Origin of the sequence: Thiohalobacter thiocyanaticus, from assembly GCF_003932505.1 — a bacterium.
GTDB classification, from domain to species: domain Bacteria; phylum Pseudomonadota; class Gammaproteobacteria; order Thiohalobacterales; family Thiohalobacteraceae; genus Thiohalobacter; species Thiohalobacter thiocyanaticus.
The window spans coordinates 1,002,349-1,023,147 of sequence record NZ_QZMU01000001.1; the positions used below are offsets into that span (position 1 = coordinate 1,002,349).

The window sequence follows — 20,799 nt, forward strand, 5'->3', positions numbered from 1 at the left end:
CATCAGCCGATTGGAGATTGCCGCGGCGCTGCGCGCCTCGCAATGACGATTTAATCGGAGTTTCCCTGATAATCCTCATTATTCGGCAGCCAGGCGGTGCAGCACCTGCAGCGCCAGGTTGGCGCCGCGCTGGATGTCCTCCCAGTCGGTCCATTCGGCCGGGGAATGGCTGCGCCCCTCCTTGCTGGGGACGAAGATCATCCCGGCCCGGGTCAGCCGGGCCAGCATCTGGGTATCGTGCGCCGCGCCGCTGGGCATGCGCAAGGCCTCCATCCCGAGCTGTTCAGCGGTCTCGGCGATGGTCTCGATCAGCCCCTTGTCGCAGTGCACCGGCTCCAGCTCGCTCAATACCTCGAACTCGAACATCAGGTCGCGCCGGCGGGCAATGGTGGACAGGGTGCGGCGGCAGGCGTCGTTGAGCTGGGACAGCACCCGCGGGTCGGTATCGCGCACCTCCAGCGAGAACTCCACCGTGCCCGGCACCACGTTGGCCGCGCCGGGGAACAGCTGCGCCCGACCGACAGTGGCGACACTGGCCGGGCTGCCGTGCTCCTCCAGGATGCGGGTGATCTCCATGGCGAACTCGGCCAGGCCCTGGAAGGCGTCGCGGCGCATGGTCATGGGCGTGGTGCCGGCGTGGTTGGCCGCACCGATCAGACGCACGTCCCACTTGAACAGTCCGGCGATGCCGTCGACCACGCCGATGCCCACGCCGTGGCGGTCCAGCACCGGACCCTGCTCGATGTGCAGCTCCAGGAAGGCATGGATGGTCTCGGGCCGGCGCGCGGCGCGCAGGGCGTCCATGGCGTTCAGGCCGCGCGCCTGCATGGCCTCGGCGATGCCGATGCCGTCCAGGTCACGGGCCTGGTGGATCTTTTCCGGGGTGAGAAAACCGCACAGGGCCTGGGAGCCGAACATGCCGCCGAAACGACCCTCCTCGTCGGTGAAGGAGACGGCCTCCAGCGGGAAACGCAGCGGGATGTCATGGTCCTTGAAGCAGCGCACGCACTCCAGCGCCACCAGCACGCCCAGGGCGCCGTCCAGATGCCCGGCGCCGGGCACGGTATCGGCATGCGAGCCCATCATCACGCTGGGGCGCTCGCCGTCCCAGCCCAGCCGGGCGTGGACGTTGGCCGCGCCGTCGACGTAGAGCTCCAGCCCGGCGTCCTCGATGCGCCCGGCCAGCCATTCGCGGCCGGCCATGTCACCGTCGCTGAAGGCCATGCGGTACAGGCCCATGTCCTCGCGCCGGCCGATCTGGGACAGGGCCTCGATGTCGGCCTGCAGGCGGGGGAAGTCGATTTCAAACGGTGTGGCCATAAATAAAGTCCTAAGTCTGCTCAGTCGGCGCGGGCGCCACGCATGATCAGGATAACGGTGGCCAGGAACACGATCAGCCCGACGGCGAAAAAGCCGAGCGCCCGGGACAGCGGATGATGGCGGACTTCGACCGTCACCGGCTCGCTCCAGGGTGAAGGGGCGGGCTCGACCACCCGTACCCGGTAGACATAGCCGCCATCGGGCAGGCCGCTCAACTGGGTGGCCGTGTCCGGGCCACGGTACTCGGTGCGGGCATCGGCAAAGCCCTGCGGACCGCCCTGCTGCAATTCATAGACGGCCCCCTCCCCGTTCTGCCAATGAGCAGCGGCAGTGGCGCCCTTTTTGGTTGGTCTGGGGCCACCGGGGACTCCGGCACGCCCTCGAAGAGGCAAGGCGCAGGGGGGCGGTCAGCCATGTCAGCAGCAGCCCTGTCCGCGGGTCAGGGCCGAACGGCAGGGGGCCCGGAAAACGGATGTGATTTCCGCTTGGATAAGGGCCATGTGATTCTCAGGCTCCGCGGCTGGTTGGGTGGTATCCGGGGGGGACACTGGCTGCGGATATTATTGCACAAAAAGTTTTACTTTTCTTCGCAAAAAAACACATCAATGAGTGTTTCACCGATAAAATCGTAGGATGGGATTGCAGCGCAGCGCAACCGTCACACCCGTTTGCGACGGCGGGTTAGGCACACGCCTCCCACCCATCCTGACGATTGGAACTTTAAGTAATCGAGGAAGCGGCCTCAGTCGCCGTTGCGGCACCCGGATGATGATTTCGACCCCGTCGGTCACCGTGCCCTGGGGTGGCCACCGCGCCGACGCGCTCATGGGCGCATTCCGGGTGGTTTTCGATTGTCGGTTCCCAGGGTGCCGGTATCGACATTCTAGAAGTTTTGATAATGGGGCCGGGTGTTGGATCGTAGACAAAGGACCCGGCTGGGGTCGACCGATGGACCCTTCACGCCCAACCGGCCCTTGCCGCAACCCCGGCCGCGGGTGTTGTTAGACCGGGCCTTGGACACGCGGGAGGGTCCTGGTTGAACCATCCGCAGCCACCGTTCGTCGGCCGACCAGGTTTGCTGGTCGGGGCGGGCGCTAACAGGGGACGCGGGATCTGCCACCCGCTGCTGGTTGGGGCTGGATGTCTGCTGTTGTCCCAGCCGGGCTCATTGACCTGCTTCGCAATCCAGCGGTTTATGGGCGGTTGTTTCCATAGTGGCGGATTATAACGCCAATTTTTAGAACAAGTCCAGATCCGTGCCCGATTCCGGGCGCCTTTACCCTATCCTTTCAGGGGCATAGTCGGCGGGCGGCAGAATCGGCTCGCGCCCCAGCAGCAGGTCGGCCAGCAGCCGGGCCGAGGCCGGGCCCATGACCACGCCGTTGCGGAAGTGGCCGGTATTGATATACAGGTTGCGCAGCGCCGGGTGACGGCCGATGGCCGGGATGCCGTGGGGCGAGCCGGGGCGCAGCCCGGCCCAGTGGTGCTCGACCGGCGCCCGGGCCAGGGCCGGCACCAGCTCACCGGCAAAGCGCAGCAGCTCGGCCTCGGCCTCGGGGGTCGTAGTCTTGTCGAATCCCGTATATTCCAGGGTGCTGCCGGCCAGGATGCGGCCATCGCGGCGGGGGATCAGGTAGTGGCCGGCGGCGAGCACCATGTGTTGCAGACTGCCCGGCTCGGCCTGGAACAGCAGCATCTGGCCGCGCACCGGTTCGATCGGCAGGCTCCAGCCGGTGGCGGCCAGCAGCCGGCCGGTCCAGGCGCCGCCGGCCACCACCAGGTTCCGGACCGGGATCTCGCGCCGCCGCCGTGACCACCGCCGAAACCTGTTCGCCGGTCTCGTCATACACCCAGCCGGTGACTTCGCAGTGTTCGCGCACCGGTACCTCAAGCGCGGCCAGCGCCCCGCGCAGCGCCTTGACCAGGCGCGGGTTGCGCACCTGGGCGACGAAGGGCAGCCACAGGCCCGGTCCCGCAGCGGCGGCCAGCGCCGGTTCCAGCGCGTGTACCCCGGCGGCGTCCAGCGGCCGGACCTCGCGGCCGAACCGCGCCGCCCACTCCTGTGCTGCCGGCTGCTGGTCCGGATCCAGGATCAGCATGCCGCTGGGCTCGAGTTCGGGATCGATGCCGCTCAGTGCCTGGATGTCCCGGATCCAGTCCGGGTAGTGGTCCTGGCTCCAGCAGGCCAGGGCGTTGACCGGGTCGGGATAGCGCCAGGGGTACAGCGGTGAGAGGATGCCGCCGCCGGCCCAGGATGACTCCCGGCCCACATCGCCGCGCTCCAGCAGGCTGACCTCGCAGCCAGCCCGGCGCAGCACATAGGCCGTGAGCATGCCGATGAGACCGCCGCCGATAATGGTAACGGGTTCGATTGTCTGCGTCTGTGTATTCATCAACCTCGCCAACAGCGGGCATCGGCAAACCCCGAACCCAGCACCGGCCCATCCTGATCCAGCGCGAAGGGCCCGCAGGGATCACCCGCCTGGGGACCCTGCCGGCGCGGCCGGGCGATCACCAGGTAGCCGGCCGGCCCATGCCCGCGCAGCTCCAGCCGGTAATGGCCGTCCAGTGAGCGGGCCGGCGTCCAGCCCAGCTCGGTCAGGCTGGCGTAATCGGTATCCTGCGCCCGCCACTGTTCCTGCTGCAGCTGGATGCGCAACAGGGTGGTGATCGCGTCCTGCCGGCGCACCCGCTGGAAGTGCTCGGCAAAGCCCGGCCAGGCCAGGGTGGCCAGCAGCGCCACGATCACCAGCACGACCATCAGTTCCAGCAGGGTCAGGCCCGAATGGGGCTTGCCTAAGCCGGGTTTCACCAACCCGTCATCCCCGCGCAGGCGGGGACCCAGTGCCTTTGGCATCGGCGGCATGCTGGATTCCCGCCTGCGCGGGAATGACGTCTTCGGGGTCAGCCTAATCCAGGGCAGTCCCCACCTGCGTATCGCGTTCATATCGCCTCCTTGCGTAATCCCTCGCTGACAGAATCCGTTGTCAACGGCTGGCAGGCACGCGCCTGCCATCCCCCTATACTAACACCCGCACACCTTGGAGACAGGATCATGGATGATCGTCAACAGCAGGGTATCACCCTGGTCGAGGTGCTGCTCGCCCTCGGCCTGCTGGTGCTGCTCATCACCCAGGCGGTGCCGGCCTTCGGCCAGTGGCTGGAGCGCCAGCGCCTGCACAGCATGGCCCGCACCCTGGCCGCCGAACTGCAGCAGGCCCGTCAGGAGGCCATCGTCCAGGGCGACAGCCGGCCGGTATACCTGCACTTCCGTCCCGGCCCCGGCTGGTGCTACGGGATTTCTCGCCGGCCCGACTGCGACTGCCGCCAGCGCGATGCCGCCCACCCCGAGGCCTGCCTGTTCACCACCCGCAACGTGCAGCGGCTCACGCGCCGCGATGCCGGCCCCTGGCCGGGCATAACATTGATTCGCGCCGCCTTCAGTCAGGGCGCCTCGGCGCGGTTCGACCCCCTGCGCGGGCTGGCCAGCGCCGGGCGGCTGGAACTGGAGAACCGGTACGGGGACCAACTGCAGATCCGGGTCAGTCCGCTCGGGCGCATCCGCCTCTGCCGACCTGGCGCCCGGGGCGCATGGGGTGTCGAGCCATGCTGAACCAGCGCGGCTTCACCCTGACCGAACTGCTGATCGGCAGCACCCTGGGGCTGCTCGTGCTGGCCGGCGCCCTGCGGCTGTATCAGGGCAACGCCCTGGCCACGGCCGCCAGCCTGCGGCTCACCCGGCTCAATTACGAGGCGCGGGAACTGCTCGGCCACATGGCCGCGGAAGCCCGGCGCAGCGGCTACTGGGCCGCCACACCCGGGGTGGATGCGCCCGCCGACAACCCCTTCATGCAGGCGGCACGTGATCTGCACATCGGTCACCACCCCAGTGAAGCGCCGGCCACCTGCCTGCTCTACAGCTATGATCTCAATGCCGACCGCGAGGTCGGGATCGGCTCGCTCACCGCCGCCGGGCCGCACACCAACCGGGCGAACATGGAACTGTTCGGCTTCCGCCTCAGCCGCGGCCGGTTGCAGCAGCGCCAGGGCGGCCGACGGCACGGCTGCGACGGCGGGCGCTGGCAGAGCCTGACCGGCGCCGACACCCGGGTCACCCGACTGCGGTTCCGGCTGATCAGCGACTGCCTGAACCTGCAGCGACCGGGGCAGGCCTGCCGGCGCGGCGAACCGGCGCAGCTGGTGCGCAGCCTGGAACTGCGGCTGGCGGCCGAGGCCCGCAGCGATCCGGACGTGAAGGTGACACTGGATACGCGCGTGCGACTGCCCAACGACCGCCTGGTCCGGCATTGGTGAGCCCGTGCGGACACTGAAACAACAAACCGGCCTGGCCACCCTGACCACCGTGCTCATGCTGATTATCGGTGTCTCCGCCCTGAGCCTGACCATCGCCCGCGCCACCCACACCGAACAGCGCCTGGCCAACAAGCAGGCCGCCTTCACCCGGGTGCAGTTCGCGGCCGAGGCCGGCCTGGAATTCGCCATCACCGAACTGCGGCAGCATCGGCTCAGCTGGCTGGCGGTCGCGCCGGACCGGGAAGTCGCCGTGCCGGTCGGCATGCCGCCGCCCGTGCGCAGCGCCGGCGGCGACCGCTTCGGGCTCAACATCCGCTATGAACGCCATCCCCGGCGACCGAAATACCTGCGCATCCATGTCGACACTCAGGCCACCCTGGCCCCGGATATCCGGGGCGTGCTGCAACAGGCCGTGCGTCCCTATAGCATTCTGACTGAAACCGCCGAGCAGGCACCGCCACTGATCCTCGCCGGCTGTCTGCACCAGAGCCAGGGCCGGGCCGATATCTATCCGCGCAACGCCGACCGGCACAATGCTGGTACCGCCGTCTGGACCACGAACAACCCTGCGTGTATCCGGCACAGCGGCCTGGACCTGCACCGCGGCACCCTGACCGCCCTCGCCACGAGCTCATCGGATCTGTGGCCGGCACTGATCGCCGTCAGCCGCGCCCGTTTCCGCCAGCTGGCCGATGATCACCGCCGGCAACTGCCCGTCTCGCAACGCCGCTACTGGCGGGCCGAACCCGGCGACCTGCGCCACGGGCGCTGGCATCGCAGCCTGGGCAGGCCGGATACCCCCGTGGTGCTGGTCTTTCCCGCCGGCCTCGGCTGCCCTGAATTCCAGACCGGTGTGCGCATCCATGGCTTCGTCTTCATCGACGCCGACTGCGGCCTGCCTCCGGCCTGGAACAGCCTGCGCATCTACGGCAGCCTGGCGGTCAACGGCGATCTGAACCGCCTGTCCGGCTTCACCCGGCTGGCCCATATCGAACAGGCCAGCGGCCGGCCGCCCGAGCTGCGGCTGCCGGTCCACGAGGTCGCCCGCATTCCGGGCAGCTGGCGGGATTTCTGACCATGCGGTTCCGAAAAAACCAGGCCGGCATCAGCCTGATGGAGGCCCTGATCACCCTGGTCATCCTGGGTATCGGACTGGCCGGGGCGGCCAGATTCCAGGCCTTCGCCCTGTCCGGCAACCGCGAGGTCAAGAACCGGGCCGAGGCCGTCAGTCTGCTGCGCGAGCAGGCCGCCCGGCTGCGCCACTTCCCCACCCTGCAGGCCTATCACTCGCTCCCCGCCCGGGGAAGCCGGCAGCATACCGGCACCCTGACCACCTATTATATGGACTGGCGCCTGGCCCCCGCGCCCAGCGGCGACTGGAAACGCCTCACCATCGACATCCACTGGCCCAACCCCACCGGCCCCGGACACGAGGCGATCCAGACCCTGATCGCCGGCCATGAACCCGCCCGCAGCGGCTGGCGGTTGCAGTAAACCCCTCCGATTTGTTCGTCATGCCCGCCTGCGCGGGCATGACGGGAAAGGTAATCATCAAGATTTCCTTCAACTTCAGCCTTCTCCCTGCCGATAAATTCAGTCAGCCGGAGCACCCGGATCCCCATGGGGAAACCGACCGCTCATCGGCCATTGGCGGCCACTCGTCGACAAAATACTGACACCTATGCACCGGACAGGTAAGACTGGACCCCATGAAAAAGGCAAACGGATTCACCCTGGTTGAACTGATGGTCACACTGGCCATCGCCGCGATCATCCTCACGCTGGGCGTACCCAGCTTCCGGGATCTGATCCAGAACAACCGGATCACCACCCAAAGCAATATCCTGGTGGGTTTTCTACAGAATGCCCGTCTGGAGGCGGTCAAACGCAACCGGACAGTCCACGTCTGCATCGACGAATCGCCAGCCAGCAACAGTTGCGACGGTAGCAACTGGCAAGACGGGTTCAAGCTCTGGATTGACCTGAACAACAATTCTGCCGTCGACAGCAACGAGGTAATACGCGTGCACCAGGGGGATGGTGGCTCGATCGACATCAGCGAGGCCGCAAGCCAGAGCCAGATCTCGTTCGATGGCACCGGGGCCGCCACCACTACCGCGACATTTGACGTCTGCGACACCAGCCGCTCCGGCGAGAACGGCAACCAGATCGATATTTCCAACACCGGCCGGGTCAGTTCAAACGCCATCACCTGTTCATGACGGACATTGCCATGCAATACGCACAGCCAACTCGCTCCCGCCACGACGGCTTCACACTGGTCGAGGTCCTGATCGCCCTGGTCGTACTCTCCATCGGACTGCTCGGACTGGCAAGCCTGCAGACCAATGCCCTGAAATTCAGCCACTCCGGTTATCAGCACAGCCAGGCCACCTTTCTGGCCTATGACATCCTGGACCGGATGCGCGCCAACCGAACCACGGCGATGAACAGCTCCGCCTACAAGATCGGCCTGACAGCCTCTGCGCCCACGGCCCCCAACTGCGTCACCGGCACCTGCTCACCCAGCCAGATGGCAAGCTTCGACCTGGCACAGTGGAAGACCCTCATAGAAACCACTCTGCCCGGCGGCCAGGCGGAAGTGGATTTCACCGACGCGGGCACGGCCCGCATCTATATAATCACGGTCCGGTGGAACGAGATGGGATACAACAAGAACTCGGGGACGCTCGAACGCGGCGTCGACACCATCACCATCCGGTCGGAAATATGAAAACGGCGGGAACTCACATGATTGTCAAACAGCCGAAAGGTTTCTCTCTGGTCGAACTGATGGTGGCTGTCACCATCAGCCTGATCCTGCTGGCCGGCGTGGTACAGATATACTCCAGCAGCAAGCAGGCCTATCGCATCGGCGACGCATCGGCGCGCGTACAGGAAAATGCCCGCTTCGCGGTCGACCACCTGAGCAAGGACATCCGTATGGCGGGCTATCTCGGCTGCGGCACCGACGGCACCAATATCGCCAACACCCTGCAGAACTCATCCACCAGCTGGATGCTGAACTTCCAGTCACCGCTGATAGGTTATGACGGCGGCAACAGCACCTTTCCGACCCTCTCCAAGACCCCCCTGGCCAATACTGATGCAATCGTCGTACTGCAAGGCGACACCGACGACAGCTTTGTCGTCACCAAACACAAGCCGTCCGCTGCGGTCATCCAGCTCTCCGACAATCACAACATCAAACAGGGTGAGATACTGATCATCTCGGATTGCTCTCAGAAGGCAGGCATCTTCCAGATGAGCAACGTGAACAACAACAACACCATCAGTGTTGTGGGGCATAACATAGGCAATGCGACCACTCCGGGCAACTGCACCAAGAACCTGGTCGCACTTACACCCTATGCCGACTGCAATGACCAGGGCAACATCTCTAAGGTTGCCTATTCCGAAGGCTCCATGCTGATGCGCATGAAATCCAGCATCTATTACCTGGCCAGCAACCCTGACGGTATTCCCAGCCTGTATCGTGAATCCCTGATCAGCGGCTCGGCCACCGGCACCGCTGTGGCGACAAACACGCAGGAACTGGTCGAAGGGGTGCAGGACATGCAGATCCAGTACGGCCGCGACACGGATGGTGACGGCATCCCCAACCAGTACCAGGCCGCCCACAACATCGGCGCCGGCAACTGGGGCGATGTGGTCGCCGTCCGTATCCAGCTGCTGCTGCGATCCATCAAAGAGGCCAGCCCGCAGGAGCAGGCCTATACCTTCAACGGCACCACGGTATCCTCGCCCGGCGACCGCTACATCCGCCGGGTTGTTTCCAGCACCATCAAGGTTCGGAACCGCGGAGATCGCTGATGGCAATGCGCAGACACAACATGCAAACCTCTGTTGCAGCACCGCAGCGCGGCGCCGCCCTGGTGGTCGGAATGCTGCTCCTGCTGGTCCTGACCGTTGTCGGCGTAACCGGCATGTCCACCGCCGTCCTCGAGCAGAAGATGGCCGCCAACTACCGGGACCGCGACCTGGCCTTCCAGGCAGCCGAATTCGCGTTGCGGGAAGGCGAGCGCTATGTCCAGAACACCGTACTGGATGCCAGCAATTTCGATGCCGCCTGCACCGGCGGCATGTGCCTGCCCGCGGACGCTGCCAACGGGGACATCCCGGTCTGGCGGGATACCACCCTGAACGTCTGGAGCAATTCGGGTAGACACCGCACCTACCAGATCAACGCCGCCGAGGTGCGGAGCCTGCCTATCTACATCATAGAATGGATGGGTTATGTCCCGCCTGTCGGCTCGGCGCCCACGTACTCCCCGGGGCCAGGCGATCCACAGATGTTCCGCATTACCGCAGTCGGCTATGGCGGCACGGATGCCGCCCGGGTCATGCTGCAGTCGACATATCAGAAGGAACCCTGAAGCCAGGCACTGGCGGACACGAGGTGATATACGATGATCAAGTTACCGCAACGCACAACCCGGATTGCGAGCCTGCTTCTGGCAGGCTGCATTATCAGCCCCTCGGTGATCGCAATCCAGCCCCAGGGAACACCAGGCGGAACCGCCTCCAGCCTGTCGAAAAGCTACCTGAACGGAGACTTCGAGGGTTGGGGGCCCAACGGCCTGTTGCGAACCAGCGTCGGCGATTATGAAACCAACAGCATATACGTTGAAGACAAGGCCGGCACCCGCAACACAACGGAACCCCGTGAACCGACCCCCCGGGTCAGACTCGAATTCGTCGGAGACACCCTGACGCGGATCACTATTTACTGAAGCACCTCACCTGGACAGCCATACCCTTGTACTGCGAATCTCGCGACGAGAGGGGAGAATCGACATGAATACCTATGCAAACCCTGCCTACTCAGCCAACCGGCGCTGCGGACAACTGCGGCGCATTGCGGCACATCTGGCTGCGGTGTCTCTGACGTTTGCACCTGCGGTATTCGCGGACGGCAATATGTCTGACTATGAAGCCATCCCCCCTCTGGTTACCACCGTCAGCAGCGGCGACATGCCCAACGTGATGGTCATACTGGACAACTCCAACAGCATGGACGAGGCGCCAAGCGGAGAGGCTGTCGGCAGCGACAATCCCGGGAGCAAATCCGAGATCGCGCGCAACGCCATCGAGGACATGGTAAGCAATTTCCAGAACCAGATCCGCATGGGGCTGATGGCCTACCAGCAGGAAAACATCACCAGCCGCCACCTGCACAACTCGGCCTACGATGTCAGCTATGACCCGGCCAACTATGACTCCACCTATACAGGCAACCGGGATTCCTTAACCAAGGCAAAAAGATATCCCAATCCCACCAGCTCGGGTGACTACGTTCATTACAATGTATCGTTGCCCCTGTATTCTTCCAGCAATCTCGGGACTGCATTCTGCTACTCTGATACCGCCGACTTCGACAACGGCTCCGAAACGGTTGGGAGCGGCCCCTGGGATGAGTATCGCTGCTTCGGAACCAAAACCGGCGATTCGGACGCTCTGCCCACCTACAGCAGCAGCAACAGCACTCAGCCGAGCGAGAGCGCCGCAGGGTACAGTAACTACCGCTTTCGCACCCAATTCTCACCAACTGACAGCGACTATGCGCAGAATCTCCTTGATTTCGGCCGTTTCCTGTTCTGGGAATACGTCGGCGACACCTGGTTCTCGAACACTTCACCCGGTCGCGGCTACGTGCATGTCCCGATCGACGATCTCGACACCACCCAGGCCTCGCAGATCAATGCCAAGCTGGCAACTTCGCAGTTCAGCACAGCCACTGATACCCCGCTGCGCAATGCCGGCCTGACGCCCCTGGAAGGCACTCTGAAAACCGCCCAGGACTACTTCAACGGCACCAGCCTGCCCGCCGACGAAGGCGGGCCGACCAGCGCCCCACCGGCCAACACCTGCAGCGGCAAGGATTTTGTCATTCTGGTGACGGACGGGCTGCCGTCGGTTGATGAGAACGGCAATGCCACCAGCGATACAGCCCAGGCCATCGCCGATGTCGCCGCTGTCGCCAAGGACATGTTCGACAATGACAACGTTCGCACCTATGTCATCGGCTTCGCACTGCCCACCGGGGTCAGCGCATCGGTGCTGGACGATATCGCCACTGCCGGCGGCACCGCTCAGGCCTACAATGCCAGCAATGCGTCGAGTCTGAACTCGGCCCTGCGGGCGATCTTCAACGACATTCTCAACCGCACATCCTCATCCACTGCTGCGGCAGTGGTTGCCAACAGCTCGGATGGTACCGGTGCCCTTTACCAGGCCCTGTTCAATCCCAGTCTGTCGATGACCAATGCCACCACCGGCGTACTCAGCGAGGTCACCTGGGTCGGCACCCTGCATTCTCTGTTCATTGATGATTATGGCTTTCTGCGTGAGGATGGAGACGGCGACAACAAGCTTGACACCTACGATGTAGACAAGATCGTGCGTCTTGAATATGACCCCATAGACGAGGAAACCAAGGTAAGGCGCATCAACAGTAGCAGCAGCACGGAACCGACCGGCTTGACACCCGGCTCTCTGGAAGATCTGGGCACACTGAAGAGAATCTGGAATGCGCGGGAACCACCCTCGCCGAGTTTTTTGTTGAATCTGACAACCCAGGCGCAACTGGTGGCACAGCCGCGCCACCCCATCCAAACACAGGGCCCCTTGGTGACCGCCTAAATGTGTTTCAAACCTGGATCCGACAATGAAATTCGTCAGGGCACAGCCGGGCGAGGTGGACAGCAGCGAAGTTCAATCGACTGTTGCACCGAGTCCCTTCCATTTGGGACAGCGAAGCACAGCAGCAACGGCCGCATCTCTGGGCCGGTCAGCCCCACTGAGTCGATGCCCGACGATTAATCGTCAAAACTTGTCAATCCGCGGCCGGCCGAGAAATTTCCCGGTTATCGATCAACGCCAGTATCGATTTTATGACCAGGACGGCACGGACGAGTCTGGCCGCCCCTTGGCGACAGTCATGTCACTCCTCCCCGGTTTTTTGCGGTTCGGCGCGCCCGGTCGAGCAGTACGAACACCCCTCTAATGGTGACGACACCTTATGCCCGACTTCAAGGCCCCAGTACGGCCCAACCGCCCGCCAGGATCATCCCTACAAATCGGCGCCAACAGACCGGCCAATGCTTGCCATGCATTCCCAATGGCGGGTTCCTGGAACGCCGCATCAAATTCGTTTCGAATGTCCATTTCAGGGCACCAACGCCCCCAATTCCGAACTCGCCGAGGAAAAATGTTTGGGGCCGTAGGTACCGCAGAAACTTCTGCCCTCACCTGCAAATGGATGGCGGAAATACGGGTAACAATCATGTCCCTTACTACTGGACGGCCCGCCCGGTGGTGTTCGAATGGGCCCGCAAATCTTCCCCGACGATGCCGACCACCCTCATGGCTGGGGCACGGTGCTCGTGATGGGCATGCGCTTCGGCGGCGGCACCTTCTCCGTTGACACCGACGGCGACAGCGTCAAGGAAACCCAGATGCGGTCGGCCTACGTGGTGCTCGACATCACCAACCCGGAAGCCGACCCCAAGGGCCGCCTGATCGCCGAGATCACGGATGCCGACTTGGGCTTCACTACCAGCCGCCCGACGGTGGTCAAGTCAGTGGTTCCCGGTGCCGCCGGCCTGTTCAGCAACGCCACCAGTCACTGGTATCTGGCCTTCGGCAACGGCCCCGATGTCCTCAGCGATGCGACCAGCACCCAGACAGCCAAGTTCTTCGCCTACGACCTCAATAATCGGGAGTTTGTCACGGGCATTCAGCCGCTTGATCTGGGCGACGCCAACAGCTTCGTGGGCAACGTCTCGGCCAGGGACTGGAATCTTGACTACATCGACGACGCAGTCTACTTCGGAACCGTAGGCGGCACACCGGCCAGCGCGACGGGCAACCTCAAGCGGGTCAAACTGGACACCGACCCGAACAACGACCTCTTCAACGGCGCCACTGGCAGCAACCTCCTAACGCCGGGCCTGCCGATTCAGGCCGCGCCCAGCTTCGGGCTGGATAGCAACGGGAACCGCTGGGTTCATGTGGGAACCGGCCGCTTCCTTGCACCCGCGGACAATGTCAGCACCCAGCGTCAGGCCTTCTATGGCGTGAAAGAGCTTGCCGGACTTTCCGGGACTGTCAACTCGGGCACAGGCACAGGTTCAAGTAATCTGCAGGATGTCACCGACGTGCAGATATTCGAGGACGGGAGCCTCCTGCCCAGCAGCTACACGGTCAACTCAACGAGTGTAAGCACCTATACGGAACTGCGACAGGAAATGGAAAACAAGGCCGGCTGGGTACGTCTGATGGACAGCGTCAGCCCCAGCGAACGGGTACTCAATCAGTCGCTGTTATTCCGTACTGTCCTCCTGTTCACGTCATACCTGCCTTCCGGCAATGCCTGCCTGCCTGAAGGCACCAGCCGGCTGTATGCCCTGGATTTCCGCACCGGCACCGCCTTACCGCACGGCGCGCTCGGACTGGACAGCAACACGACCAACACCAACGGTTCCAAACTGGCATCACCTTTCAAGGACATGGGCCAGGGCATGGCGGCAGATCTGGCTATCCACCAGGGCGACGGCCTGGGTGGCGACAAGGGACGCGTAATCACCCAGAGCTCGACCGGGGCCATCTTCGACGAAACCGTCACTTCGGAACCGGTGGACAGCGGACGCCGCTCCTGGCGCCAGCTGGAATTCTGGTAAGCCGGAACCCGGCCACTGATGAGGATTAAAGGACAATGAATCAAGAGGTGAAACAGATGCGCAAGCATTACCACAGCGGCTTCACATTGATCGAGCTGATGATCGTCGTGGCCATCATCGGCATCCTGGCCGCGATCGCCTATCCGGCCTATCAGGACCAGATGCGCAAGGCCCGTCGATCCGATGCGCATGCCGCGCTCACCCAGGCGGCCGCCCTGCAGGAGCGCATCTACATGGATACCAACAGCTACTCCAATGACATTGATGACATAGGCGGCAACACCAGCCCGGAAGGATATTACACCATAGCCGTGACCAACCCCAGCTGCTCCAGCACGGTGGGGGCGACGACCTATTATTCATGCTTCGTGCTGACTGCCACACCCAATGTGGCTGACCCCGACTGCCCGACGGTTACGCTGGACGAGAAAGGTATCAAGGGGCCCAGCACCGACTGCTGGTAGACAATCAGCTCCGCCCTGCCGCGAGGCTACGCGGCAGTGAAAACACCACTTCCTCTTCGATGCCCTCGGCCTCCCGGGGGCTGGCATAACCCAGTTCGGACAGGTAATCGGTCACCCGCCTGACCAGGATCTCGGGTGCCGAGGCTCCGGCGGTGACGCCGATGGTTTCCTTCCCCTCGAGCCAGGCCGGATCGATCTGGACGGGCTCGTCGATCAGGTAGGCCGGCACGCCGCAGTGCTCGGCCAGTTCCCGCAGGCGGTTGGAGTTGGAGCTGTTCTTCGAGCCGACCACCAGGATCAGATCGCTTTGCCGGGCCAGTTCGCGCACGGCGTCCTGGCGGTTCTGGGTGGCGTAGCAGATGTCATCCTTGCGCGGCCCCTGGATGGCGGGGAAGCGCTGCTGGAGCACTTCGACGATACGGCGGGTGTCGTCCACGGACAGGGTGGTCTGGGTGACGTAGGCCAGTTTATCCGGATGCTGCGGCTGCAGCGCCTCGGCCTGCTGGACATTTTCCACCAGGTAGATCTCCCCGCCCCGGCTGCGGTCGTACTGGCCCAGGGTGCCCTCGACTTCCGGGTGGCCGGCATGGCCGATCAGCACGCAGTCGTCCCCGGCCTTCGCGTGGCGTGCGACCTCCAGATGCACCTTGGTCACCAGCGGGCAGGTGGCGTCGAACACCTGCAGGCCGCGGCGGTCCGCCTCCCGGCGCACGGCCTGGGATACGCCGTGAGCACTGAAGATGACCGTGGCACCGTCGGGCACCTCGTCCAGTTCCTCCACGAACACGGCGCCGCGGGCCCGCAGATCCTCCACCACATAGCGGTTGTGCACCACCTCGTGACGCACATGGATGGGCGCGCCGAACAGTTCCAGCGCCCGCTCCACGATATCGATGGCGCGGTCCACGCCGGCGCAGAAGCCTCTGGGGTTGGCCAGTAGCACCTTCATGCTGTCGGATTCATGCGTCATGGTCGGGCAGTTCCACCTTGAGTATCCTGGCATCGAAATGGATCGGCTTGCCGGCCAGTGGATGATTGAAATCCACCCTGACCCGCTCGGCCTCGACCTCCAGCACTGAGCCGGGAATCTCCTCGCCTTCCGGCGTGGCGAAGCCGATGATCAGCCCCGGCTCCGGCTCGATGTCGGCCGGGAAGTCGGCGCGGTCCAGCCAGTGCACATTGGCCGGGTCGCGCTCGCCGAAGGCCTGCCGGCTGCTCAGGGTCAGGGTCTGTTCCTGGCCGGCCTTCATGCCGTACAGGCCCAGTTCCAGGTTCGGGTGCAGGGTGCCGTCGCCCATCACCAGTTCCAGCGGCGCCTCATCGAAGGTGTCTTCCACCACCCGGCCGTCGGCAGTGCGGATACGCACATGCAGGCTGACCCGGCAACCGTACTGGATTTCCGGTTCAATGCTCATGATTTCACTCCGCCCATACTGCCGCGGACCAGGGTCAGCAACAACAACACAACGCCCGCGGTTATGGCCGAATCGGCGACATTGAAGGTCGGCCAGTGCCAGCCGGCGTAGTGCCAGTCGATGAAGTCCACCACATAGCCGTAACGGGCCCGGTCGATCAGATTGCCGACCGCCCCGCCCAGGATCAGCGCCAGGCCCAGCCCCTGCCAGCGCTCGCCGGGCGTGAGCCGGCGCAGCCAGCCGGCCAGGATCGCCACCGCGACCAGACCCACCAGGATGAAGAAGCCGCGCTGCCAGCCCCCGGCATCGCTGAGAAAGCTGAAGGCCGCGCCGCGGTTGTAGACCAGGGTCAGGTTGAACCAGCCGAAGACCTCGACCGGCCGGCCGTAGGCCAGCGCCTGCTCGGCCCAGACCTTGCTGGCCTGGTCCAGCAGCACCACGACCAGCGCGATCATCCCGCCCCAGCGCAGCATGGCGTCAGGCGAAGCGCCGGGACTCGCCGGCACCAGCGACATTGTCCACGCAGCGACCGCACAACTCCGGGTGTTCGGCATTGGCGCCCACATCCTCACGATGGTGCCAGCAGCGCGCGCACTTGGGATGATCGGACGGCGAGACCACCACCCAGAGTTCATCGCCGCCGGCCAGCGTGACATGCTCGCCGGTCTCCGGCGGCTGGATCACGGGATGCACCCGGGCATAGGAGGTCAGCAGCACGAAGCGCAGCTCGTCCTCCAGCCGGGCGAGCCGGTCCTGGATCTCGCGGCCGCAGTAGAGATCGACCTCGGCGTCCAGCGAGGCGCCGATGCCGCCGGCCACGCGCAGCCGTTCCAGTTCGCGCGAGACCGCCATGCGCACCTCCATCACCTGGGCCCAGAAGTCCATGCCGAAATCCTTCGACTCGGCCTCGGTTGCCAGGAACATCTCCGGCAGCTCGAACCAGGTCTCCAGGAACACCGACGGCTCGCGCTCGCCCGGGATCAGACGCCAGATCTCCTCGGCGGTGTAGCTCAGGATCGGCGCCAGCCAGCGGGTCAGCGTCTCGATGATGAAATACATGGCGGTCTGTGCCGAGCGCCGCGCCCGGCTGTCGGCCTGGGTGGTGTACTGACGGTCCTTGATGACATCCAGATAGAAGCCGCCCATGTCCACCGAGCAGAAGTTGTGCACCTTCTGGTAGATCTGGTGGAACTCATACTTCTCGTAGGCCCGGATCAGCTCCTGCTGCAGCAGCCGGGCACGCTCCACCGCCCAGCGGTCCAGCATCAGCATCTGTTCCGGCGCCAGGGCATGCTCCATCGGATCGAAGCCGGTCAGATTGCCGAGCAGAAAGCGCGCCGTGTTGCGCAGCCGGCGATAGGCATCGGCGGTGCGCTTGAGGATCTCGTCGGACACGCTCATCTCGCCGCGGTAGTCGGTGGCCGCCACCCACAGGCGCAGGATGTCGGCGCCGAGGGTGTTGACCACCTTCTGGGGTGCCACCACGTTGCCCTTCGACTTGGACATCTTCTGGCCCCTGGCGTCCACGGTGAAGCCGTGGGTCAGCACCGATCTATACGGCGCCGCGCCGGTCATGGCCACCGAGGTCAGCAGCGAGGACTGGAACCAGCCGCGGTGCTGATCCGAGCCTTCCAGATACAGATCGGCCGGACGCGCGAGCTGCTCGCGCCGGTCCAGCACGCAGGCGTGGGTCACGCCGGAATCGAACCAGACGTCCAGGGTATCGGTGACCTTGACGTAGTCATCGGCGTCATCGCCCAGCAGGTCCGCCGCGTCCAGATCGAACCAGGCATCGATACCCCCGCGCTCGACCCGCAGGGCCACCTCCTCGATCAGGCGCGGGGTGTCGGGGTGCGGCTCACCGGTCTGTTTGTGTGCGAAGAGTGCTATGGGCACGCCCCAGGTGCGCTGGCGCGACACGCACCAGTCGGGCCGGTTGCCCACCATGCCCTCAATGCGCGCCCGGCCCCAGTCCGGCATCCACTGCACCCTGCCGATCTCGGTCAATGCCTGAGCGCGCAGGCCCTGTTCCTCCATGCTGATGAACCACTGGGGCGTGGCGCGGAAGATGATCGGCGTCTTGTGGCGCCAGCAGTGCGGATAGCTGTGGCGCAGCTTCTCGTCATGCACCAGCGCGCCGCGGGCCTTCAGCACCTCGATGACTTCGGCATTGGCGGCGAACACATGCTGGCCGGCGAACAGCTCGGTGTCGGGCAGAAAGCGGCCGTCGGGGCCGACCGGGTTGTCCACCGGGATGTTGAAGCGCCGGCCGACCACATAGTCGTCCTGGCCGTGGCCGGGGGCGGTGTGCACCGCGCCGGTACCGGCCTCGGTGGTGACATGCTCGCCGGTGATCACCGGCACCTCACGGTCATAGAAGGGATGCGCCAGCTTCAGGCCCTCGAGATCGCTGCCGCGGCAGTAGGCCACCACCTTGTAGTCGGCGACGCCGTAGCGCCCCAGCGCGTCCTGGATCAGTTCCTCGGCCAGGACCAGACGCTCCTGGCCCAGATCGGTCTGGCACTGGACCACGGCATACTCCAGCTCCGGATGCACCGCCACCGCCCGGTTGGCCGGCAGGGTCCAGGGCGTGGTGGTCCAGATCACGACCGACAGCGGCCCCTTGCCCTCATGGCCCTCCACATGGCGGCAGCGCGCCATCAGGGTTTCATCGTCCAGCACGCCGAAACGCACGTCGATGGCCGGCGAGTCCTTGTCCTCGTATTCGACCTCGGCCTCGGCCAGCGCCGAGCCGCAATCGGTGCACCAGTGCACCGGCTTGAAGCCCCGGGTCAGGTGGCCGTTGGCGGCGATCCTGCCCAGCGAGCGGATGATGTCGGCCTCGAAGCGGTAATCGAGGGTGAGATAGGGATGGTCCCAGTCGCCGAACACGCCCAGGCGGATGAAATCCCCCTTCTGTTTTTCCACCTGCTTCAGCGCATAGTCGCGACAGGCCTGGCGGAAGGTGCGGGCATCGACCTTGCCTCCGGCCTTGCCCACTTTCTTCTCCACATTGAGCTCGATGGGCAGACCATGACAATCCCAGCCCGGGACATAGGGCGCATCATAGCCGCTCAGGGTCCTGCTCTTGACGATGATGTCCTTGAGCACCTTGTTCACGGCATGGCCGATGTGGATCTCGCCGTTGGCATAGGGCGGACCGTCATGAAGGATGAACTTCGGCCGCCCTGCCGAGGCCTCGCGGATCATGCTGTACAGGCCGATCTCCTCCCAGTGCCTGAGCATTTCCGGCTCGCGATTGGCCAGGTTGCCGCGCATGGGGAAGGCGGTTTCGGGCAGGTTGAGGGTGTGCTTGTAATCGGCCACGTTGGTCCCTTTATCTCATTGCTTAAGATCTTTAAATAGCCACGGAATACACTGAAAGCACGGAAAACTGCTAAATAATAATGTAGGTCGGGTTAGCCCGAAGGGCGTAACCCGACGTGGAGCCGCGCTGATTAATTCGTCATTGCGAGGCGCATAGCGCCGCGGCAATCTTCAGCCGATTGCTTCAACGGTACGAGATTGCCACGCTTCGCTCGCAATGACGGAAATTGTTTTTTTCCGTGCTTTCCGTGTTTTCCGTGGCCATTTCATTCCTGTCTTCACCGACGCGCGAAGAAGTCCTTCGCCTCGACAACATCGCGGGCGATCTGCTCCTTCAGCGCTGCGAAGGATTCGAATTTGTGCTCGGGGCGCAGCTTGTGCAGAAAGTCCACCGCCACATAGCGACCGTAGATCTGCTGGTCGAAGTCGAACAGGTTGATCTCCAGCAGGCTGCGGGTGCCGTCCACGGTCGGGCGATTGCCGACATTGGCCACGCCCCGCACCGGTTCCGGATCCAGGCCGAACACCTCCACCGCGAATACGCCCTGCACCGGCGTGCGATGGCGGTGCAGAAACACATTGGCGGTCGGAAAGCCAATGGTGCGGCCGCGCTTGTCGCCGTGCGCCACCCGGCCCAGCATGCGATAGGACCGTCCGAGCAGGCGTTCCGCCTGCTGCATCTCGCCCGCCTCCAGCGCCTCGCGGATACGGGTGCTGCTCACCCTGGCGCCGTCGATCTCGAAGGTGTGCATGTGCGCCACCTGAAAACCGCAGCGCTCGCCCGCCTGCTGCAGGTAGGTGAAATCGCCTTCCCGGCCCTGGCCGAAGCGGAAGTCGTCACCGACCACCAGGTATTTCACATTCAGGCCGTCGACCAGGATCCGCTGCACGAACTGTTCGGCCGTGAACGCGGCCAGGGCCGGATTGAAGCGCAGGCACAGCACCTGATCCACCGAATAGCGGCGCAGTGCAGCCAGCTTCTCGCGCAACCGGGTCAGACGCGGCGGCGCGGATTCCGGGGCGAAATACTCCTGCGGCTGCGGCTCGAAGGTGACCACCACCGTCGGCAGTCCCAGCTCGGCGGCCCGCTCGGCCAGCTGGCCCAGCACGGCCTGATGCCCCAGGTGCACCCCGTCGAAATTGCCGATGGTGGCCGCACAGCCGGATTCCATCCGCGTCAGATTGTGCAAGCCCCGGATCAAACGCATGGTGGTTCATTACCTTAGATCAAGAGCGCCACGGAATACACGGAATGCA

The 20,799-nt window shown here is 64.3% G+C and carries 20 protein-coding genes and 1 pseudogene; 12 read left to right on the plus strand and 9 right to left on the minus strand.

The genetic code is table 11. The annotated features are described in order from the left end of the window. Positions 1-78: 78 nt before the first annotated feature. From D6C00_RS04705 to D6C00_RS04720, 4 genes and pseudogenes are all read right to left on the minus strand, one after another. Positions 79-1,320, minus strand: coding sequence for a Zn-dependent hydrolase (locus tag D6C00_RS04705; RefSeq protein WP_125180529.1), 1,242 nt, complete (start codon positions 1,318-1,320; stop codon positions 79-81). A gap of 20 nt (positions 1,321-1,340) precedes the next feature. Then, complete coding sequence (locus tag D6C00_RS04710) at positions 1,341-1,607, minus strand: hypothetical protein (RefSeq protein WP_125180530.1); 267 nt, start codon at positions 1,605-1,607, stop codon at positions 1,341-1,343. A 989-nt stretch (positions 1,608-2,596) separates the two neighbouring features. Beyond that, positions 2,597-3,713: pseudogene (gene thiO, locus D6C00_RS04715) on the minus strand (glycine oxidase ThiO). Continuing rightward, positions 3,713-4,186 carry a type IV pilin protein gene (locus tag D6C00_RS04720; RefSeq protein WP_125180531.1) on the minus strand — a complete coding sequence of 158 codons (474 nt, stop codon included), beginning with the start codon at positions 4,184-4,186 and terminating at the stop codon, positions 3,713-3,715. Before D6C00_RS04720 ends, thiO begins: the two are co-directional and overlap by 1 nt. A 189-nt stretch (positions 4,187-4,375) precedes the next feature. Between D6C00_RS04720 and D6C00_RS04725 the strand changes: the two genes are divergently transcribed. The 12 genes from D6C00_RS04725 to D6C00_RS16315 all read left to right on the plus strand — a co-directional run bounded on the left by D6C00_RS04725 (position 4,376) and on the right by D6C00_RS16315 (position 14,800). Beyond that, on the plus strand, positions 4,376-4,933 hold the full coding sequence (locus tag D6C00_RS04725; protein ID WP_125180532.1) for a GspH/FimT family pseudopilin: 558 nt from the start codon (positions 4,376-4,378) through the stop codon (positions 4,931-4,933). After that, entirely contained in the window at positions 4,927-5,634 is a 708-nt protein-coding gene (locus tag D6C00_RS04730) for a prepilin-type N-terminal cleavage/methylation domain-containing protein (protein ID WP_158675292.1), read from the plus strand. The genes D6C00_RS04725 and D6C00_RS04730 overlap by 7 nt, the downstream gene beginning before the upstream one ends. 4 nt (positions 5,635-5,638) lie before the next feature. Next, entirely contained in the window at positions 5,639-6,709 is a 1,071-nt protein-coding gene (locus tag D6C00_RS04735; protein ID WP_125180534.1) for a pilus assembly PilX N-terminal domain-containing protein, read from the plus strand. Between the two features lie 2 nt (positions 6,710-6,711). Continuing rightward, a complete protein-coding gene (locus D6C00_RS04740; protein WP_125180535.1) occupies positions 6,712-7,128 on the plus strand; it encodes a type IV pilus modification PilV family protein in 417 nt (138 codons plus the stop codon). A 215-nt stretch (positions 7,129-7,343) separates the two neighbouring features. Further along, positions 7,344-7,856, plus strand: coding sequence for a GspH/FimT family pseudopilin (locus tag D6C00_RS04745; protein ID WP_125182371.1), 513 nt, complete (start codon positions 7,344-7,346; stop codon positions 7,854-7,856). Positions 7,857-7,867: 11 nt separating this feature from the next. Then, a complete protein-coding gene (pilV, locus tag D6C00_RS04750) occupies positions 7,868-8,368 on the plus strand; it encodes a type IV pilus modification protein PilV (RefSeq protein ID WP_125180536.1) in 501 nt (166 codons plus the stop codon). Positions 8,369-8,385: 17 nt separating this feature from the next. After that, positions 8,386-9,468 (plus strand): PilW family protein, encoded by a 1,083-nt coding sequence (locus D6C00_RS04755; RefSeq protein ID WP_158675293.1) that lies wholly within the window; start codon positions 8,386-8,388, stop codon positions 9,466-9,468. Beyond that, complete coding sequence (locus D6C00_RS04760) at positions 9,468-10,031, plus strand: pilus assembly PilX family protein (RefSeq protein WP_125180537.1); 564 nt, start codon at positions 9,468-9,470, stop codon at positions 10,029-10,031. Before D6C00_RS04755 ends, D6C00_RS04760 begins: the two co-directional genes overlap by 1 nt. Before the next feature lie 33 nt (positions 10,032-10,064). Further along, positions 10,065-10,388 (plus strand): hypothetical protein, encoded by a 324-nt coding sequence (locus D6C00_RS04765; RefSeq protein ID WP_125180538.1) that lies wholly within the window; start codon positions 10,065-10,067, stop codon positions 10,386-10,388. A gap of 64 nt (positions 10,389-10,452) precedes the next feature. Beyond that, entirely contained in the window at positions 10,453-12,297 is a 1,845-nt protein-coding gene (locus tag D6C00_RS04770) for a VWA domain-containing protein (RefSeq protein ID WP_125180539.1), read from the plus strand. Positions 12,298-12,980: 683 nt separating this feature from the next. After that, positions 12,981-14,336: a pilus assembly protein gene (locus tag D6C00_RS04775; protein ID WP_125180540.1), complete on the plus strand. Its 1,356-nt coding sequence runs from the start codon at positions 12,981-12,983 to the stop codon at positions 14,334-14,336. Positions 14,337-14,371: 35 nt separating this feature from the next. Next, positions 14,372-14,800, plus strand: coding sequence for a type IV pilin protein (locus D6C00_RS16315; protein WP_305000411.1), 429 nt, complete (start codon positions 14,372-14,374; stop codon positions 14,798-14,800). A 4-nt stretch (positions 14,801-14,804) separates the two neighbouring features. On the opposite strand, the gene ispH is transcribed toward D6C00_RS16315, so the two are convergent. From ispH to ribF, 5 genes are all read right to left on the minus strand, one after another. Beyond that, positions 14,805-15,749, minus strand: coding sequence for a 4-hydroxy-3-methylbut-2-enyl diphosphate reductase (gene ispH, locus D6C00_RS04785; RefSeq protein ID WP_125182374.1), 945 nt, complete (start codon positions 15,747-15,749; stop codon positions 14,805-14,807). A 10-nt stretch (positions 15,750-15,759) separates the two neighbouring features. Next, entirely contained in the window at positions 15,760-16,215 is a 456-nt protein-coding gene (locus tag D6C00_RS04790) for an FKBP-type peptidyl-prolyl cis-trans isomerase (RefSeq protein WP_125180541.1), read from the minus strand. Next, a complete protein-coding gene (gene lspA, locus D6C00_RS04795) occupies positions 16,212-16,721 on the minus strand; it encodes a signal peptidase II (RefSeq protein WP_399360166.1) in 510 nt (169 codons plus the stop codon). The genes D6C00_RS04790 and lspA overlap by 4 nt, the downstream gene beginning before the upstream one ends. Then, complete coding sequence (ileS, locus tag D6C00_RS04800) at positions 16,693-19,542, minus strand: isoleucine--tRNA ligase (protein ID WP_125180542.1); 2,850 nt, start codon at positions 19,540-19,542, stop codon at positions 16,693-16,695. The genes lspA and ileS overlap by 29 nt, the downstream gene beginning before the upstream one ends. Before the next feature lie 278 nt (positions 19,543-19,820). Continuing rightward, complete coding sequence (gene ribF, locus D6C00_RS04805; RefSeq protein ID WP_125180543.1) at positions 19,821-20,750, minus strand: bifunctional riboflavin kinase/FAD synthetase; 930 nt, start codon at positions 20,748-20,750, stop codon at positions 19,821-19,823. Positions 20,751-20,799 lie beyond the last annotated feature (49 nt).

Coding starts and splice junctions, on each gene's coding strand:
- D6C00_RS04705 (WP_125180529.1), bottom strand. CDS start 1,320: ATGGCCACACCGTTTGAAATCGACTTCCCCCGCCTGCAGGCCGACATC.
- D6C00_RS04720 (WP_125180531.1), bottom strand. CDS start 4,186: ATGCCGCCGATGCCAAAGGCACTGGGTCCCCGCCTGCGCGGGGATGAC.
- D6C00_RS04725 (WP_125180532.1), top strand. CDS start 4,376: ATGGATGATCGTCAACAGCAGGGTATCACCCTGGTCGAGGTGCTGCTC.
- D6C00_RS04730 (WP_158675292.1), top strand. CDS start 4,927: ATGCTGAACCAGCGCGGCTTCACCCTGACCGAACTGCTGATCGGCAGC.
- D6C00_RS04740 (WP_125180535.1), top strand. CDS start 6,712: ATGCGGTTCCGAAAAAACCAGGCCGGCATCAGCCTGATGGAGGCCCTG.
- D6C00_RS04745 (WP_125182371.1), top strand. CDS start 7,344: ATGAAAAAGGCAAACGGATTCACCCTGGTTGAACTGATGGTCACACTG.
- pilV (WP_125180536.1), top strand. CDS start 7,868: ATGCAATACGCACAGCCAACTCGCTCCCGCCACGACGGCTTCACACTG.
- D6C00_RS04755 (WP_158675293.1), top strand. CDS start 8,386: ATGATTGTCAAACAGCCGAAAGGTTTCTCTCTGGTCGAACTGATGGTG.
- D6C00_RS04760 (WP_125180537.1), top strand. CDS start 9,468: ATGGCAATGCGCAGACACAACATGCAAACCTCTGTTGCAGCACCGCAG.
- D6C00_RS04765 (WP_125180538.1), top strand. CDS start 10,065: ATGATCAAGTTACCGCAACGCACAACCCGGATTGCGAGCCTGCTTCTG.
- D6C00_RS04770 (WP_125180539.1), top strand. CDS start 10,453: ATGAATACCTATGCAAACCCTGCCTACTCAGCCAACCGGCGCTGCGGA.
- D6C00_RS04775 (WP_125180540.1), top strand. CDS start 12,981: ATGGGCCCGCAAATCTTCCCCGACGATGCCGACCACCCTCATGGCTGG.
- D6C00_RS16315 (WP_305000411.1), top strand. CDS start 14,372: ATGAATCAAGAGGTGAAACAGATGCGCAAGCATTACCACAGCGGCTTC.
- ispH (WP_125182374.1), bottom strand. CDS start 15,749: ATGAAGGTGCTACTGGCCAACCCCAGAGGCTTCTGCGCCGGCGTGGAC.
- D6C00_RS04790 (WP_125180541.1), bottom strand. CDS start 16,215: ATGAGCATTGAACCGGAAATCCAGTACGGTTGCCGGGTCAGCCTGCAT.
- ribF (WP_125180543.1), bottom strand. CDS start 20,750: ATGCGTTTGATCCGGGGCTTGCACAATCTGACGCGGATGGAATCCGGC.